The sequence below is a fragment of the Flavobacterium hauense genome (genome assembly GCF_054457175.1).
Map to the genome: position 1 here is coordinate 112,795 of NZ_JBTKVX010000012.1, position 15,540 is coordinate 128,334.

Here is a 15,540-nt window from a genome sequence, read left to right on the forward strand (position 1 = left end):
ATTTGGACATATTCAATTTTCATTTATTAGAATAGAAACTCCTTGGGAGGCGGAGGGAGTAATTTCTTAATCTTAACAAGTAGAACGTTTAGTTTCGTTTTAAATTCAAAATATTCATTTTCATTAACAATCCAATTTTCCATTAATTCTTCACCAGCATGAGATATATTATTTTTATTTCTTCTATCGAAAAACTGAACAGTAAAAGCTAAATGAATATTTGAAAGATTTAATTTATCTAAAAAGTTTTCGACATTCGTTTTATTATATTTTTTCAATTCTCCGGCATCGCTATCATTTTTAAAGCAATAGACATGATAAATATTTAGTAAATGACTAAATGCCAAATTATATCTTTCCTCAATTTCAGCTAAATTCAACATTTTTATTTGTTGAGTAATTGTTTGATTTTCCGTTATAAAAACGTCGTCTATCCAAATATCTTGATTGTAGGTTAAAGGAGATTTATCTCCTAACATTTTTTTTATTAAAGTTAAATATGGGTTTTTAATTTTTGATGATAGGATTTCAGTATTAAAATCTAGATCCTCGTCATTGGATAATATGAATTTTTCTAATAAATACAGATACTGTGGATGATTAAATTTTACATCTGTATTTGTAAGTAGAAATTCCTTTAAAGTCTTGTTTTCTTTTGAATGTTTTAATAAATATATTAAAGCTTGAGAACTGTATAAAGTCAATATTGGGTTCCAACCTTTAAACATTTTATCAATGTTGGCTTTTACTGTGCTGACTTTTATATAATTAGTTAAGGATTTTGAAAATATTTCTTTTAATTTATTGTTATCTTCAATATTTAAGTGAGTTAAACCATCAGATTTGTACTCACTTTTAAGTTTCTCAATAATATCTTTTATTTCATCGAGTTTTTCCTGAGGTTTTTTTGGTTTTTTTAAAGTTTCAGGAATACTTATTATTTTTTCTTTTTTTATAAATTTTTCGAAATCTGCAGTATTTTCAAGTATTACCTTATGAGTCTTTAGATGATTAATATTAAGTTGTAACTCAGAAAATAAAAACTCAGTTATACCAGTTGTTATATTGAATATTTCATCTCCAATAATGTCATTTTTGACAGTTTTATTCCTCTTGTAGATTAAATAAAAATCATCTACATATCTTGTATATAAAAAGTCTTTTTCATTAGCTATCGATAATTCTTGAATATAATTATCTAAATTAAATAGATACAAATAGCTTAGATAATTTGAAACAATACTTTGAGAAAATAGGGGTACACCTAATAGGCTCTTATTTATAAACAGAAATAAATTTTTTATTTCCTCTATTGTAGTGTAATCGAAATTGAGTCTTTTGCTATTCGAAGGCACAGCATATTTTTTTATTGTTTCAATAAGTATATTAAAGTCAATCGATTTAAAGTAATCTTGGATATCTAATTTAATTATAATAGCTTTCTTTTTTTGACGTAGTATTTCTTCAATTTTAGTGTTTACAACATTATTAAAATCAATATAATCGTTTTGGTAAAAAAGATTTGACTTATTAGGATTGTTAAAGTCAATTTTTCCTCCATAATATGTTGATATATTATCTCTATTGTTTTTCTTATCTTCAATAGCTTCATATGAATCCTTTATGATATCATAGAAATAGAAACTCAATGAATAATATAAGATTAGCATCTCAAAAGATAAAAAATTGAAATTTCTTACTCCATAAGTTCCTTTCGGGATTAGATATTCAATATTATAAAAGATATTAGTTTTGTTGTAAAATATATCTTTTGCTATAAATTCCTTATAGTAATTATTTACATCGAATGTTGATAATTTATCTTCAATTCTGTAAATTTCTAATTCTATGGTCTTAAATGAAAATTTATCACCTTCAATTTGAAGTTTAACCAATTCTAAAGCTCGTTCAATGTGATTAATTTTTATGAAATTTCCAATATTGAAATTTTTTATATCTTCCATACTATTATTATGAGGTATGTAAATTTAAGATTTTATTCTATGTGTAGTAATTTTCTTTAAACAAAAAAAGCCCCACATCTCTGCGGGGCGTCTATATCTAAAATCTAGTATCTCAATACTAAAATTTATTTTCTATTCTCAATCCACTTACGTGCATTTACGAAGGCTTCGTGCCAAGGCGTAACCTCGTCTTTACGTCCTTCAGGGTAGTAAGCCCAGTTCCACTGGAACATAGAACGCTCAATGTGAGGCATCATAACCAAATGGCGACCATCGTTGCTTGCCATCATTGCGATGTCAAAATGTGAGCCGTTAGGGTTAGCAGGGTAGCCTGTGTAACCATATTTCGCTACGATGTTGTAACGGTCTTCGCTGTATGGAAGGTTGAATTTACCTTCACCGTGAGAGATCCACACACCCAGTGTGCTGCCTGCTAATGTAGATAACATTACCGAGTTGTTCTCCTGTACGGTTACCGAAGTAAATCCGCTTTCGTGCTTGTGGCTGTCGTTGTGAAGCATTTTAGGTTTCACTTCGTGGTCAGGGTTGATAAGCTCAAGCTCTACAAACAGCTGGCATCCGTTACAGATACCTACTGAAAGTGTATCTTCTCTTTTGAAGAAGTTATCAAGTGCTGCCTTAGCTTTCTCATTGTAAAGGAAAGCTCCTGCCCAACCTTTAGCCGATCCAAGAACGTCTGAGTTAGAGAAACCTCCAACTGCACCTATGAACTGGATATCTTCAAGCGTTTCACGGCCTGAGATAAGGTCGGTCATGTGAACGTCTTTTACGTCGAAACCTGCAAGGTACATCGCGTTTGCCATCTCGCGCTCAGAGTTTGAACCCTTCTCACGGATGATGGCTGCTTTTGGTCTTGGCTTGCTGCTGTCAATTGCCACTTTCTTACCGTCAAAATGAGTAGGGAAAGTGTACTGAAGCGGCTGGTTCTTATAATTGTCAAAACGCTCCTGCGCTTTTTGCTTACCTGATTGTTTTTGGTCAAGAAGGAATGAAGTCCTGAACCATGTATCTCTTGTTTCGGTAACATCAAAAGTAAGATTGGCATCACCATTTTTGATAGTAACAACAGCTCCTTCTTTCGGTTGCCCGATCTTAGTGAACGCTACATTGTTTTTCGTAAGCTCAGCTTCAACCGAAGCATCAGCCTGGATTACGATAGCAATGTTCTCTGCGAATAATACTTTAACCGTGTCAGCCTCGTTAAGAACTGTAAGGTCATATTCAGCACCAAGGTTAACGTTAGGGAAGCTCATCTCAAGAAGGGTCGTGATAAGACCACCACTTCCTATATCGTGACCGGCAGCAATTTTGCCTGCTTTGATAAGATCCTGTATAACGTTGAATGTATTTTTGAATGAAGCCGCATCTTTGATAGTCGGAACATCGCTACCTACTTTGTTCAGTACCTGGTTGAAAGAAGATCCACCAAGTTTGTACGCATCACCCGAAAGGTTGATGTGGTAAATGTTACCGCCATTCTTTTTAAGAACAGGCTCAACAACTTTAGTGATGTCGGTACAGTTACCTGCAGCCGATATAATTACAGTACCCGGAGCGATAACATCGCCGCTTGGGTATTTTTGTTTCATTGATAATGAATCTTTACCTGTTGGAATGTTGATTCCTAATTCGATAGCGAACTCAGAACATGCCTCAACAGCTGCATAAAGTCTTGCATCTTCACCTTCGTTTTTACAAGCCCACATCCAGTTAGCCGAAAGCGACACACCTTTAAGTCCGTCTTTCATCGGAGCCCAGATAATGTTACTTAGCGACTCTGCAATAGCGGTACGGCTACCTGCAGCAGGGTCTATAAGGGCAGCAACAGGCGAATGGCCTATAGTTGTTGCGATACCTTCTTTACCGTCAAAATCAAGTGCCATAACACCAACGTTGTTAAGCGGAAGTTGGATTGGTCCTGCAGTTTGTTGTTTTGCTACTTTACCACCCACACAACGGTCAACTTTGTTTGTTAACCAGTCTTTACATGCAACAGCCTCAAGCTGAAGTACCTGGTTAAGGTATTGGTGGATGTTTTGCTGAGAATAGTCAGCATCTGCATAGTTTGCTGCAATGGTTCTGTCTGCCATGATTGTTTTAGGCGAAGAGCCAAACATGTCCTCAAGGGCAAAATCCATTGGTTTGGCACCTGTAGTAGCCGATTCGAATGTAAACCTGTGGTCACCTGTTACATCACCTACAGCATACATTGGCGAACGCTCACGGTCGGCAATACGCTGAAGGGTATCGATGTCTTTCTGGCCAATCACAAGTCCCATACGCTCCTGCGACTCGTTGCCTATTATTTCTTTAGCCGAAAGGGTAGGGTCACCCACCGGCAGTTTGTCTAAGTCAATTTTACCACCTGTTTCTTCAACAAGTTCCGAAAGACAGTTCAAATGTCCTCCTGCACCATGATCGTGGATAGAAACGATTGGGTTTTCGTCGCTTTCTACCAATCCGCGGATGGCATTAGCTGCACGTTTTTGCATCTCCGGGTTGGAACGTTGGATTGCGTTAAGCTCGATACCTGAGTTGAAAGCACCTGTATCTGCCGATGATACTGCTGCACCACCCATACCGATACGGTAGTTCTCGCCACCAAGGATAACTATTTTGTCACCAACCTGAGGTTTTTGTTTTTTTGCCTGGCTCTCTTTTCCGTACCCGATACCACCTGCAAGCATGATCACTTTGTCGAAACCAAGTTTGCGTGCATCTTCTTCGTGCTCGAATGTAAGTACCGAACCCGTGATTAGCGGCTGCCCGAATTTGTTACCAAAGTCTGATGCACCGTTAGATGCTTTTATCAGGATATCCATTGGAGTCTGGTAAAGCCATTTGCGCTCATCCATTCCCTGTTCCCAAGGACGATTTTCTTCAAGTCTTGAATACGATGTCATATAAACAGCGGTACCTGCTAACGGAAGGGAACCCTGTCCGCCTGCAAGCCTGTCACGGATCTCACCTCCCGAACCTGTTGCAGCACCATTGAAAGGCTCAACCGTAGTAGGGAAGTTGTGTGTTTCAGCTTTGATCGAGATAACCGAGTCAAATTCTTTGATGTCGTAGAAGTCAGGCTTATCAGCCGACTTTGGTGCGAACTGCTTAACACGCGGACCTTTTATAAAAGCTACGTTGTCTTTGTAAGCTGATACGATATCGTTAGGGTTTTCCTGTGATGTCTTTTTGATCATTTTGAACAGAGAAGATGATTTTTCTTCGCCGTCAATTACAAACGTACCGTTGAATATCTTGTGGCGGCAGTGCTCAGAGTTTACCTGAGAGAATCCGAACACTTCAGAGTCAGTAAGTTTTCTGCCTAACTTAGCAGAAAGGTTGTTCAGGTACTCAACCTCGTCCGGGCTAAGCGCCAATCCTTCTTTTTCGTTGTAGGCAGCGATATCGGTAACCTCAATGATAGGCTCCGGCTGTATGTTTATAGTGTAAATTTCCTGGTTAAGGCCGTTGTATTTCTGGAACAGCATCGGGTCAAAATCAGTAGCGGTTTCGCTTGATTTGATAAACTCCTCGATCCTGATGATACCACTGATACCCATGTTTTGGGTAATCTCTACGGCGTTAGTACTCCAGGGCGTGATCATAGTGGCGCGGGGGCCAACAAAAAAATCCGTCAGGGCGGATTTTTCTATCTTATGTGCGTTGCCAAAAAGCCAGTTTAGTTTTGAAATGTCTTCTGTTGAAAGTTCGTTTTGCGATTGTACTGCAAAAACCGTATTCGTCTGGTTTCCGAAGAAATGAATCATTACAATTGTAGTTACGTGTTGAGTGTGCAAAATTAATCTAATTTTCTAAGAAACACAAACTTTACATACGACATATTGTGATGACAGAAATAGTGAATGCAAACTTAAAAGGATGTCTTAATGATAGCTTTTGTTTTGGGAAAAAATCTTCTTTTTACTGTAAGGATATTTCTGTAATATTCTCTATTTTCGCTCCGACTTTAACAAATAACTATCTCTATGGAAACAAGAAAAGTTGGTTTTTTTACCATATTTAAATTATTACAGAACAGGAAGCCTCATTTTTTCTTGGGTGTCATGTTTACATTTATGTCAATTTTTTTTATTGTTGTTTTCTTTTTAATAGCGGGCAACTGGACTGAACCATATGAAGATTATGACCATAAAACAATTAATGAAAAGGGGATTGAGCAGGAAGCGACGATTGTAAATTTAAGCTCTAAAGATAATGTAAGTGTCAATGGGAAAAATCCTGTGGTGATAACTTATTCCTTTAAGAACAAAGAGCTGGACAAAGTTGATAAATTCCAAACGCTGGATGTAGATAAAGCTTCTTTACTTTCAATTGGTGATAAGGTCAGAATAAAAACCTACAATAATGAATCTTTAGTACAGGGTTATGAACCTTTTGGCTTTCCGGTTATGTTATTGATGTTAATGGGGCCTTTTCTTTTTTTTATAATTGGCATAATTATGCTTCTGATTTGTGTAATACCTGTATTTAAAATTGTAAACTTATATAAGCGAGGGATTATTGAAGAGGCTGAAGTTTATTCAATTGTTCCTGTTTCGGGAATGCCTGTAACAAACATAGGCAGGAAGGTATCAATAGATTATACATACGCTCTCAAAAATGGGGAGAAAAAGTATGGTAATACAACTACAACTGACTTTTACTTACTTGCAGAGATAAAGCCGGGAGATAAGGTTAAGATATTTGTTTCCGAAGATGGCAAAAAATCTTGCCTGATACCAAAACGCGAAGCAATTAAAAATAATTGGAATATCAATTTCACATAAAAAGTAAACTCCCGCACTAAGCGGGAGTTAATTTTATTAGGGATAAAGATTATTTTTTCTTCATTACGATTTCCATATTCTTGTGTTCTTTGCCATTTTTCATGCTGAACATCTCAAGCTTGCGGGTCTTAGGGTCAACAATAGTAAACAGCTCACGGCACCAAACTGCTTTGGCTTTGGTAGGATCTACCATTTCGCCTTTAAATTCAATCGATTTACCGTCCGGATTTAAAGTACCTTTCATAACCATCATGCCTGTTCCCATGTTATCTATCCAGGTAGAGATGTATTCCTTTGTGGCATTGTCATAAGCAACGGTGCTACGTCCTTCAAACGGCATGCCCATCATAGTACCTTTATAGTTCATTTCCTGATAACGTCCGCCAAGGATCATTTTAGACTCTGCAGTAGAAGTCGCTTTTTGGGGTTTACTGTTTTCATCGTGCCAAAAGGTCATTTCGTTATTCCATGAACCTGTTTCGGTAGCCAGCATTTTGTGCGCATCGCCAGGGGTCATGTAAGCTTCCCATGCTTTCATTTCGGCAATAGAATCCATAGGGGTTTCTGCTACGGGAGCTTCTTCGGTAACTACTTTTGTTGTGTCAGTAGTTGTAACTTCAGTTTCAACTTTTGTTTCTTTTTTGCATGATGCAAGGCATAAAGCCACTACTGACATTGTTAAGAAGATTTTTTTCATAAGTGTTTGGTTTTTTGTTTGTTGCCATAAATTTATGAAAATAATCTAAAAATTTTGTTAATCTTCTGTGAAAGTCACACTTTCATAAGCTCCCATGTCGTATGGTGCCTGTCGTGTGATGCCAACTACATCGGTACCTACAGCAGAAGCGACAATTGGGTCGGCAGTACCATTGGCTGCCGAATCAGCACCAATAGTAAGCAAGTTGTTCCTTGGGTCTAAAAAGTCAGCCTTGTTTGTAGAAGAATTGGTAGCGATAATACACTGATTGTAAAATGCTTTATCAGGGTTATTAGCGTCTGAAGGATATAAAGGATTGTTTTTTAGCTGGTTTGATGTGTCTATAATCTTGATAAGGCAGTAGTTGAATTTCGTTTTGAAGTCAACACCATTAGGATCGTTAGGATCATTTTTCGGGTATAGATTCTCAAGTGAAAGGCCAACGTTCGACGAGCCATAGAAGATACAATTGTCAAAATTGGCCTCTACGTCACTGATACGTCTTACGATAGTGATTTCGCCTGTTGCAGGATCCTGTTCGGCTACATCGGCATAATCGTTTATTGCAATTGGTACTTGTTTAAAGCTGTTGAAATAATTGGAAAAAGTACATTGCCTGAAATTGTAAGTCCCGCCCTGAGTTAATGCTACTGAAGCCTGCCCCGCGTTATTAGCAACAAGATTATCCCCGTTAAGGATAGCATTTCTTGTCATTATGCCAAAATTGGTACAGTTATAAACCTGCGAGTTATTTATGGTAAGTTTTGGCTGTATGTTTTCTAAAACATCCATAAAGATTCCCACCACTGCATTTTTTAATGTAAGGTGGTTAATGGTGTTGTTTTGTCCTGAAAATATCCAGACAGTATTCCACTGACCAGGAGTATCGGAAAATTCAGGTTCAAGCCTGTCTCCCTCAAAAATGACTTCATTTTCAAGTTTTTCGGTTGATGAAACCCCGCCATTGATATTCAGTGTTGCGGAAGCGTCAACTATAAGCCCTGACTCTGCATGGAAATGAACCCGGGCACCGGGATCTATGGTTAGCGTTTTACCATTGGGAACAAGAGCATAACCATATACTACATAAGGTTTTTCATTTGTCCAGTGCAGTTCTTCGGAAGTCAATAATTCATGTCCCTGAATATCTGTCGGATGTCCGCTAAGGACAAGTTTTTCCTTCATATTATCAGGCAGCGTCCTGTTCGGTTTAATGAATATGGCATCCTGAACGAGTGTTACCAACTCTACTTTTTGTTCGCCGGCTTCAGTCCCGAAATAGATCTTATCGTTATATAAAAAAGTAGTTTCGTTATTGGTATATTCGCTGTAATCGATGGTAGTTTCAATGAAAACGAACATACTGTCTTTTGCGAGCAGCTCGACATCACTAAATACTTTTCCGGGAACGCCGTCTACCATCAGTCGGTATTTAGAGTTTTCCTTTTCGCCAAGGTATATCGATGGAATCTTGATATCCTTATCGCTGCGGTTGTATACCTTCAGCGTATAGGTACTTGAGCCAATATTGGTAAACACCGTATCAAGGTAAACGGTGTCTTTTGAGAATTCAAGGCCTCCGGTGCTGCGCTCGAACTCAAAGTCTTCGCGGCAAGAGGTGAAACACAGGCTGAAACCAATAAAAAGCAAAAGTAAATAATAGCGCATAGCGTTAACAATTTTTGGTAAAAGTAGCTATTAATTTGAAATATTAAAAAGCATTATAGGCTTAACGCAGCAATGAAGTATTTATTTTTTACACAGTATGTCCGGAGTCTAAAGATTGTCTGGTATTGCGTAATAATTTTAGGGCATGCATAGTGCATCTCACTTCCATACTTCGCACATCTTTTGTACTTTTACACTTCTAAATTTACACTATGTCATTCGATAAAGAAAAAGCACTGAAAATGTGCAACGACTACTCAAAAAATACGCTGATGGAAACCCTTGAAATAGTATATACCGATGCAGGTGAAGGTTTCCTTGAAGCCAAAATGCCGGTAAATTCCCGTGTACATCAGCCAATGGGGCTGCTGCATGGCGGTGCTACCGTAGCTTTGGCAGAAAGCGTGGGCAGTGCGGCTTCGTTACTTTTCGTAAATCCTGAAATCCAGGAAGTAAGAGGAATTGAAATTTCGGCCAATCACTTAAGGAGCAAACGTGATGGCATTGTTACCGGTACCGCAAGGATAGTGCATCAGGGAAGAAGCCTTCATCTTTGGGAAGTCAGGGTAACCGATGAGCAGGGCAGGCTGATATCGCTTTGTAAAATCACCAATATGGTATTGCCAAGGAAAAAGAGCAGTGAACAGTAAGCAGTCGCAGTTTTCAGTCTTTCGGGAATCGAACAGTCTGATAATCTAACAATCGAATAATGACCGATCTATTCCAAAAAATGCAATCCCAATTACAATCGGGCTATCCGTTTGCGGTTTTCAGTAAGCCGGGCAGCAATACGGTAAGCGGGATTTTTCAGAATACTAACGAAGCACATTTACTTTCTGACTTTTCGCAGAAAGGTTTTGTTTTTGCACCTTTTGAGGGTGATGACGTTTGCTTTATCCCTGAAGGTGAGTCCGATATACTGTCAGTTGCCCTAAATAATGATGACGTTATATTGCCTGAGGCACAGCAACCACAAATTGATCCGAATGCTAAATTGGCCTTTGAGGCTTTGGTTGCCAAAAGCGTAGCAGCAATACAGTCGGGAGCTTTTGATAAATTGGTGGTATCAAGAACAGAAGCTGTTGAAGCAGCTTACGATAGTATTGCTATTTATCGTAAGCTGCTTTCGGCTTATCCGATGGGGTATCGTTATTGTTGGTATCATCCTGCCAGTGGTTTGTGGATGGGTGCTACTCCTGAACAGCTTTTAAAAGTAGAAAACAAAACGCTGCATACGGTTGCTCTTGCCGGAACCCAATTGTATAAAGAAGGGGAGGCCTCTGTCTGGGAAAATAAAGAGAGAGAAGAACAGCAATTTGTAACTACTTACATTATAAACTCGTTACAGCAATATACTGAAGATGTAAGGACAACCGAACCATACACCTTTAGGGCTGGAAATATTGTACACATCAAAACAGATATTTCTGCCGAGCTGAAAGATACTGACAGCCTGAAAGGAATTATACAAACATTGCACCCAACACCTGCAGTGTGTGGATTGCCTAAACAAAAAGCAAAACAATTTCTCTTAGAAAACGAAGGCTATGATAGGCAATTCTATTCAGGTTATCTGGGTGAAATGAATCTTGATCTTGATACCGGGCAGTCTAAAACCGACCTGTTCGTTAATCTCCGATGTATGAAAGTAGTGGATACAAATGCACATCTGTTTATTGGCTGCGGTATTACCAAAGACAGCAACCCTGAAAAGGAATTTGTGGAAACAGTAAACAAGAGCATGACGATGCGAAGGATAATTTAGCAATGAATTTAATGTATCAATGTGCCAATTCATGAAGCACATAAACATTCTTTGTAACTTTGCCTCTATGAAACTTAGCAACTAAAATAATGAAATTAGATATACTTGTATTTGGTGCACACCCTGACGATGTTGAGTTAAGTTGTGGCGCCACAATTGCCAAAGAAATATCCCTGGGTAAAAAAGTAGGGATTGTAGACCTGACGCGGGGCGAACTCGGAACCCGTGGATCGGCAGCGCTAAGAGATCAGGAGGCAGCACATGCCGGAGAGATACTTGGTGTTGCGATCAGGGAGAACCTGCGTTTTCGTGATGGCTTCTTTGTAAATGATGAACAACATCAGCTGGAGGTAATAAAGATGATACGCAAATACCGCCCCGATGTTGTTATATGCAATGCGGTTGATGACCGTCATATAGATCACGGTAAAGGAAGCAAACTTGTATCTGATGCCTGCTTTCTTTCAGGGCTTGTAAAAATTGCTACCGAACTCGATGGTGCAAAGCAGGAGCAATGGAGGCCTAAATTGGTTTACCATTATATACAATGGAAAAACCTTACTCCCGATTTTGTGGTCGATGTTACCGGCTTTATGGACAAAAAGGTAGAGTCGCTTATGGCATATAAGTCGCAGTTTTATGACCCGAACAGCACCGAACCGGTGACTCCAATAGCCACAAAAAACTTTAAAGACAGCATTCTTTATCGTGCTGCCGACATGGGAAGGCTAATAAATACTGAATATGCCGAAGGTTTTACTGTTGAAAGGTATTTGGCAGTGAACAGTTTAGGAGATTTGATTTAAAATACTTGAAAAAAGTTAGAAATTTGTTTGCAGTAAACGTAGGACTATACTATATTTGCACTCGCAAAACAGATGGTGATTGTAGCTCAGTTGGTTAGAGCGTCGGATTGTGGTTCCGAAGGTCGGGGGTTCGAGACCCCTCATTCACCCCTAAGCAGAAGCCCTTCAGAAATGAAGGGCTTTTTTATTTTATACTACACTGATTATATCTCATGAAAAAGCTTACCCTGATTTTCCTTATGGTTTTTTTGTATTCATGTAATGATGCATATAAGTCTCTTAATGAAGATGAAGTTAAGCAGTTCACTTTAAAAGATACACTGGTTAGCAATGACAAAGTAATTGTGATGCTAGCGGGTAATTCTCCTTCTGATGAATATTCTAATATTTTGGTCAGGCATGCCAAAAGAGGTAATTACTATCTTTTTGATAGCGATAGTGCCTTAGAAAATGATTCTGTCCTTTTACATTATTATCCGGCTTTTCTTATTGATGACGAAGGAGAATTCAGAAAGAATGGATTGTGGGTTTATACTACTTTTACAACAGAAGGAACTTTTCCTTTTAATTCAGATGTAATGTCATTCAGTGTTGATTCTGTTCCTCGGAACTGGCAAAGGAAGCTGCCAACAGGGGAGGGAATATATTATTATGAAAAGAACAGGCTGATCCGGTTATCTGATGAACAATCTGAAGCTAAGTTTAAAGAAAAGAAAAGAGATGGCTTTTACTTTATACCCAATAATGGAAGGCTGTATGACAGGATAAATATAAACGAACTGGATTAAAAAATAGACGGCTCCATATCATAAACATAAAGCCCTTCAGAAATGAAGGGCTTTGTATTTATATGTTGTATTAGTTTATAGTAATGTGTCTTTCCAATTCAGGGCTACAGCTACCACCACCGGCGCGTACTGTAGGCTGGATCTTTACTGTATACTTACCTGGCTGCGCATAGGTATGCGTCGCAGTTGTTCCGGTTAATGTTTCTTTTTTTCCATCACCATAATCCCAATTGATTTTACTGTCGAGTGTTTTCTCGCCGTTGTAGCTATATGTAAAGCTGATTTTGTGAGGATCTTCAGTATCTACAGTATGACTCACATCCATAAAAAGATTCTCCCCAAGGCAGTCTATAACATTTCCGTCATCATTGCCACAGCTTCCCAGCCATGCGAGTGAGAATAATACTAGTGCTAAATTCAGTTTTTTCATAATGGTTGTTTTGATGTTTAAATATACGAAAAGTCAATGTAAACAGTTGTTAAATGTGAGCAAAGTGATTATTATTTATGCTACTTAAACTTCATTTTCTCTTCTTCCAGATCAATATAATGAAGGTAGTCCCTAACGAACTCTTCATCAATTTCCTGATTAGTATTATTTCTTTCTAGTAATAGTTTTCTCTGTTCCTCGAGTATTTTGGTATATATCTTCTTGATGTCTTCCGGCATGGAAGATTCTTCTTTACTAAGGCCTAGCTGCATTTCCCATTGCCCCGCAAGACGTTTCAGGTAGATGTCGTTTTCAAGTTTTGCGCTATGATGTTGCGTTATATAGTTCATAGAAGCTTTGGCCAGTTCATTACGCAATAGATGGTCGGTTTCTTTTTTAGACAGATAGTCATTATACGTTGGTACATGAATTGTTTTTATCAGGTAAGGTAGCGTTAGCCCCTGTAGTAATAAGGTAGCCAGGATTACTATAAAAGTAATGTACAATATCATATTGCGATGCGGAAAAGCTGTACCGTCACTCAATGTCAAAGGAATTGACAGCGCTGCCGCCAACGATACTACACCGCGCATTCCGGTCCATCCTAATATAAATGGGCCTTTAAGTCCCGGCTTATTATCGGCAACAGTAATAAAATGGCTTGCGATCTGTGTTACGACCACGGCGCCATAAGTTGCGAGCAGGCGGCCTATTATAAGTACAAGAGTAATAAGAAGCCCATAACCTGTGGCCTGATTCAGGCTTATACCTTCATGTCTCAATCCACTAACGATTTCGGGCAGGTCGAGGCCAATAAGCATAAAAACTAATCCGTTGAGGACAAATACCACGCTTTGCCAAACATTTTCTGCACTCAGTCGGGAGGAGCCTGTTAAAAAGTGATGCCTGTAATACGAGAGGAATAATCCGCCGCTTACTACAGCCAGAATCCCTGAACTATGAAACTGTTCTGCAATTATATACATGGCATACGGTGCTACCAAAGTAAGGATGATGTCCATGTTTACATCGGTGGGTAAGAATTTGTGCGCTTTTTTGAATATGTAGCCTACCAATAAACCTATGGCTGTACCGCCCACTACCATCCATACAAAACTTATGGCAGCTTCGTGCCAGATGAACTGCCCGGTAGCAACGGCAATCAGGGCAAATCGCAATATTATTAGTGAAGAAGCATCGTTGAGCAGGCTTTCTCCTTCTAATATAGATTCCAGTCTTTTGGGGCCTTTTATAGATTTGAGGATTGCTCCGGCACTTACTGCATCCGGAGGTGATACTATACCTCCCAATAGAAAACCAAGCGCAAGTGAAAACCCGGGAATAAAATAATTAGCCACAAGAGCGACGGATATTGCGGTAAGGAATACCACGATAAACGCAAAGCTTGCAATGATCCTCCGCCATTTCCAGAGTTCTTTCCAGGATATAGCCCATGATGCCTCATATAATAATGGCGGCAGGAAGATGATGAATATAAGTTCAGGGTCTATTTTAAGTAAAGGAATACCCGGGACAAAGCTTATAATGAGCCCCGCCAAAACCAATACTATGGGATAGGCTACCCCTATGCGTTTAGCCAGCATGATCAATAACAGGATGATGACAATAAGTATCAGGTAAAACGGAAAATGTTCAAGCATGTTTAGGATGATGTATTTTGTATAAATTTAAGTAAACTTTTCTATTGTTGTGATGCCTCAGATGGGTTCTGTTAAAAGTATCATAATAGAAGGTTTTTTACTTTATTAAAGTTTTTATCTTTAATGGTCCTTAAGCCTTACAGTATGAAATTAGATTATGAACATCTCGAAAGTCGTTTTGATTGTGCCTGTAAAGTTGCAGTTACAAACCTTTCGAATCAATATGAAACCACCTATCAGGCTGGTGGCCCAGGTAAACTTGGTGTTTTTTTAGATCTTGTACAGTTGCAGTTTGATCAGGTGGAGTCAGTTTTTATTAGGGATAATGAGCTGCATAACGATCCTGAGGCTCTAAGGCGGGTGCGTGCTATAGCTAAAAATTATGCAAAGCAATGTGTGGATAAATACGGAAAAATATCTGTGTGATATAACCGGCTTAAAATCAGGATTGTATTTTTAAGAAGTTAAATACTACGAATAATTTTACTAAATTTCAGTTGAATTTTATAACTGGCTTTGCTCAAAACTGAATTTATTTTGCCATCCAATTCAATAAAACCGGAGGCACATAATAATGAATTCAAAATTTAGGGAACTTAAAGACCTCTTAGAGGCAGCATGCCGTGAAGTACATAAAGATTTTCTAATAAGGTTTAATAACGATACCTATATATCAGCCGGCGGTGCAAAGCTCGAAGCTTTCATAACCGAACTTCAGAAAGAGTATGAAAATGTTGCAACAGCCTTTCTTAAAAAACACAGTCTCGAAAAAGATGCTGATGCCAGAAAGAAAGTGCTGGCGATAACGAAAGTGTATGCAAAGAAGTGTATAGAAGAGTTCAGTAAAATATAACCTATTATATATAGGAGTAGATAATCCCGGCTTAGTCCGGGATTTTTTTATTACTCCTTATATAGTATGTGTGTTGTTTTTCACTCCTTATATATGGTAT

General features: G+C 38.4%; 13 protein-coding genes and 1 tRNA gene. 8 read left to right on the forward strand and 6 right to left on the reverse strand.

Annotation, left to right across the window (positions count from 1 at the left end):
* Window positions 1-26: 26 nt before the first annotated feature.
* Both ACX0HA_RS10700 and purL read right to left on the reverse strand, forming a co-directional pair.
* Window positions 27-1,964, reverse strand: a complete 1,938-nt coding sequence (locus ACX0HA_RS10700; RefSeq protein WP_458845277.1) for a hypothetical protein — start codon at window positions 1,962-1,964, stop codon at window positions 27-29.
* Window positions 1,965-2,089: 125 nt separating this feature from the next.
* Complete coding sequence (gene purL / locus ACX0HA_RS10705) at window positions 2,090-5,752, reverse strand: phosphoribosylformylglycinamidine synthase (protein ID WP_458845278.1); 3,663 nt, start codon at window positions 5,750-5,752, stop codon at window positions 2,090-2,092.
* A 219-nt stretch (window positions 5,753-5,971) separates the two neighbouring features.
* Between purL and ACX0HA_RS10710 the strand changes: the two genes are divergently transcribed.
* Window positions 5,972-6,772, forward strand: a complete 801-nt coding sequence (locus tag ACX0HA_RS10710) for a DUF3592 domain-containing protein (RefSeq protein ID WP_458845279.1) — start codon at window positions 5,972-5,974, stop codon at window positions 6,770-6,772.
* Between the two features lie 49 nt (window positions 6,773-6,821).
* Here the strand turns inward: ACX0HA_RS10710 and ACX0HA_RS10715 are convergent, their stop codons facing one another.
* The gene (locus ACX0HA_RS10715) at window positions 6,822-7,469 is read right to left on the reverse strand and encodes a DUF1579 domain-containing protein (protein WP_458845280.1); all 648 of its coding nucleotides are present in this window, start codon (window positions 7,467-7,469) and stop codon (window positions 6,822-6,824) included.
* A 57-nt stretch (window positions 7,470-7,526) separates the two neighbouring features.
* The gene (locus tag ACX0HA_RS10720) at window positions 7,527-9,137 is read right to left on the reverse strand and encodes a hypothetical protein (RefSeq protein WP_458845281.1); all 1,611 of its coding nucleotides are present in this window, start codon (window positions 9,135-9,137) and stop codon (window positions 7,527-7,529) included.
* A 212-nt stretch (window positions 9,138-9,349) separates the two neighbouring features.
* Here ACX0HA_RS10720 and ACX0HA_RS10725 point away from each other — a divergent pair, with 212 nt between their 5' ends.
* From ACX0HA_RS10725 to ACX0HA_RS10745, 5 genes are all read left to right on the forward strand, one after another.
* Window positions 9,350-9,787: a hotdog fold thioesterase gene (locus ACX0HA_RS10725; RefSeq protein ID WP_458845282.1), complete on the forward strand. Its 438-nt coding sequence runs from the start codon at window positions 9,350-9,352 to the stop codon at window positions 9,785-9,787.
* Between the two features lie 59 nt (window positions 9,788-9,846).
* Window positions 9,847-10,902: an isochorismate synthase gene (locus tag ACX0HA_RS10730; protein ID WP_458845283.1), complete on the forward strand. Its 1,056-nt coding sequence runs from the start codon at window positions 9,847-9,849 to the stop codon at window positions 10,900-10,902.
* Window positions 10,903-10,991: 89 nt separating this feature from the next.
* A complete protein-coding gene (gene bshB1 / locus ACX0HA_RS10735; RefSeq protein WP_458845284.1) occupies window positions 10,992-11,708 on the forward strand; it encodes a bacillithiol biosynthesis deacetylase BshB1 in 717 nt (238 codons plus the stop codon).
* A gap of 74 nt (window positions 11,709-11,782) precedes the next feature.
* Window positions 11,783-11,858: transfer RNA gene (locus ACX0HA_RS10740), tRNA-His, on the forward strand.
* A 62-nt stretch (window positions 11,859-11,920) separates the two neighbouring features.
* Entirely contained in the window at window positions 11,921-12,496 is a 576-nt protein-coding gene (locus tag ACX0HA_RS10745) for a hypothetical protein (RefSeq protein WP_458845285.1), read from the forward strand.
* Between the two features lie 70 nt (window positions 12,497-12,566).
* Here ACX0HA_RS10745 and ACX0HA_RS10750 read toward each other — a convergent pair whose 3' ends face one another.
* Both ACX0HA_RS10750 and ACX0HA_RS10755 read right to left on the reverse strand, forming a co-directional pair.
* Complete coding sequence (locus ACX0HA_RS10750; protein ID WP_458845286.1) at window positions 12,567-12,926, reverse strand: PKD domain-containing protein; 360 nt, start codon at window positions 12,924-12,926, stop codon at window positions 12,567-12,569.
* Window positions 12,927-13,006: 80 nt separating this feature from the next.
* The gene (locus ACX0HA_RS10755) at window positions 13,007-14,587 is read right to left on the reverse strand and encodes a Na+/H+ antiporter (protein WP_458845287.1); all 1,581 of its coding nucleotides are present in this window, start codon (window positions 14,585-14,587) and stop codon (window positions 13,007-13,009) included.
* A gap of 144 nt (window positions 14,588-14,731) precedes the next feature.
* On the opposite strand from ACX0HA_RS10755, the gene ACX0HA_RS10760 reads away from it, so the two are divergent.
* Window positions 14,732-15,013 (forward strand): hypothetical protein, encoded by a 282-nt coding sequence (locus ACX0HA_RS10760; protein ID WP_458845288.1) that lies wholly within the window; start codon window positions 14,732-14,734, stop codon window positions 15,011-15,013.
* A 148-nt stretch (window positions 15,014-15,161) separates the two neighbouring features.
* Window positions 15,162-15,440: a hypothetical protein gene (locus ACX0HA_RS10765; protein ID WP_458845289.1), complete on the forward strand. Its 279-nt coding sequence runs from the start codon at window positions 15,162-15,164 to the stop codon at window positions 15,438-15,440.
* Window positions 15,441-15,540 lie beyond the last annotated feature (100 nt).

What these genes read in the sequence shown, in the direction of transcription:
- ACX0HA_RS10700 (WP_458845277.1), bottom strand. Translation starts at nt 1,964, where the DNA reads ATGGAAGATATAAAAAATTTCAATATTGGAAATTTCATAAAAATTAAT.
- purL (WP_458845278.1), bottom strand. Translation starts at nt 5,752, where the DNA reads ATGATTCATTTCTTCGGAAACCAGACGAATACGGTTTTTGCAGTACAA.
- ACX0HA_RS10710 (WP_458845279.1), top strand. Translation starts at nt 5,972, where the DNA reads ATGGAAACAAGAAAAGTTGGTTTTTTTACCATATTTAAATTATTACAG.
- ACX0HA_RS10715 (WP_458845280.1), bottom strand. Translation starts at nt 7,469, where the DNA reads ATGAAAAAAATCTTCTTAACAATGTCAGTAGTGGCTTTATGCCTTGCA.
- ACX0HA_RS10720 (WP_458845281.1), bottom strand. Translation starts at nt 9,137, where the DNA reads ATGCGCTATTATTTACTTTTGCTTTTTATTGGTTTCAGCCTGTGTTTC.
- ACX0HA_RS10725 (WP_458845282.1), top strand. Translation starts at nt 9,350, where the DNA reads ATGTCATTCGATAAAGAAAAAGCACTGAAAATGTGCAACGACTACTCA.
- ACX0HA_RS10730 (WP_458845283.1), top strand. Translation starts at nt 9,847, where the DNA reads ATGACCGATCTATTCCAAAAAATGCAATCCCAATTACAATCGGGCTAT.
- bshB1 (WP_458845284.1), top strand. Translation starts at nt 10,992, where the DNA reads ATGAAATTAGATATACTTGTATTTGGTGCACACCCTGACGATGTTGAG.
- ACX0HA_RS10745 (WP_458845285.1), top strand. Translation starts at nt 11,921, where the DNA reads ATGAAAAAGCTTACCCTGATTTTCCTTATGGTTTTTTTGTATTCATGT.
- ACX0HA_RS10750 (WP_458845286.1), bottom strand. Translation starts at nt 12,926, where the DNA reads ATGAAAAAACTGAATTTAGCACTAGTATTATTCTCACTCGCATGGCTG.
- ACX0HA_RS10755 (WP_458845287.1), bottom strand. Translation starts at nt 14,587, where the DNA reads ATGCTTGAACATTTTCCGTTTTACCTGATACTTATTGTCATCATCCTG.
- ACX0HA_RS10760 (WP_458845288.1), top strand. Translation starts at nt 14,732, where the DNA reads ATGAAATTAGATTATGAACATCTCGAAAGTCGTTTTGATTGTGCCTGT.
- ACX0HA_RS10765 (WP_458845289.1), top strand. Translation starts at nt 15,162, where the DNA reads ATGAATTCAAAATTTAGGGAACTTAAAGACCTCTTAGAGGCAGCATGC.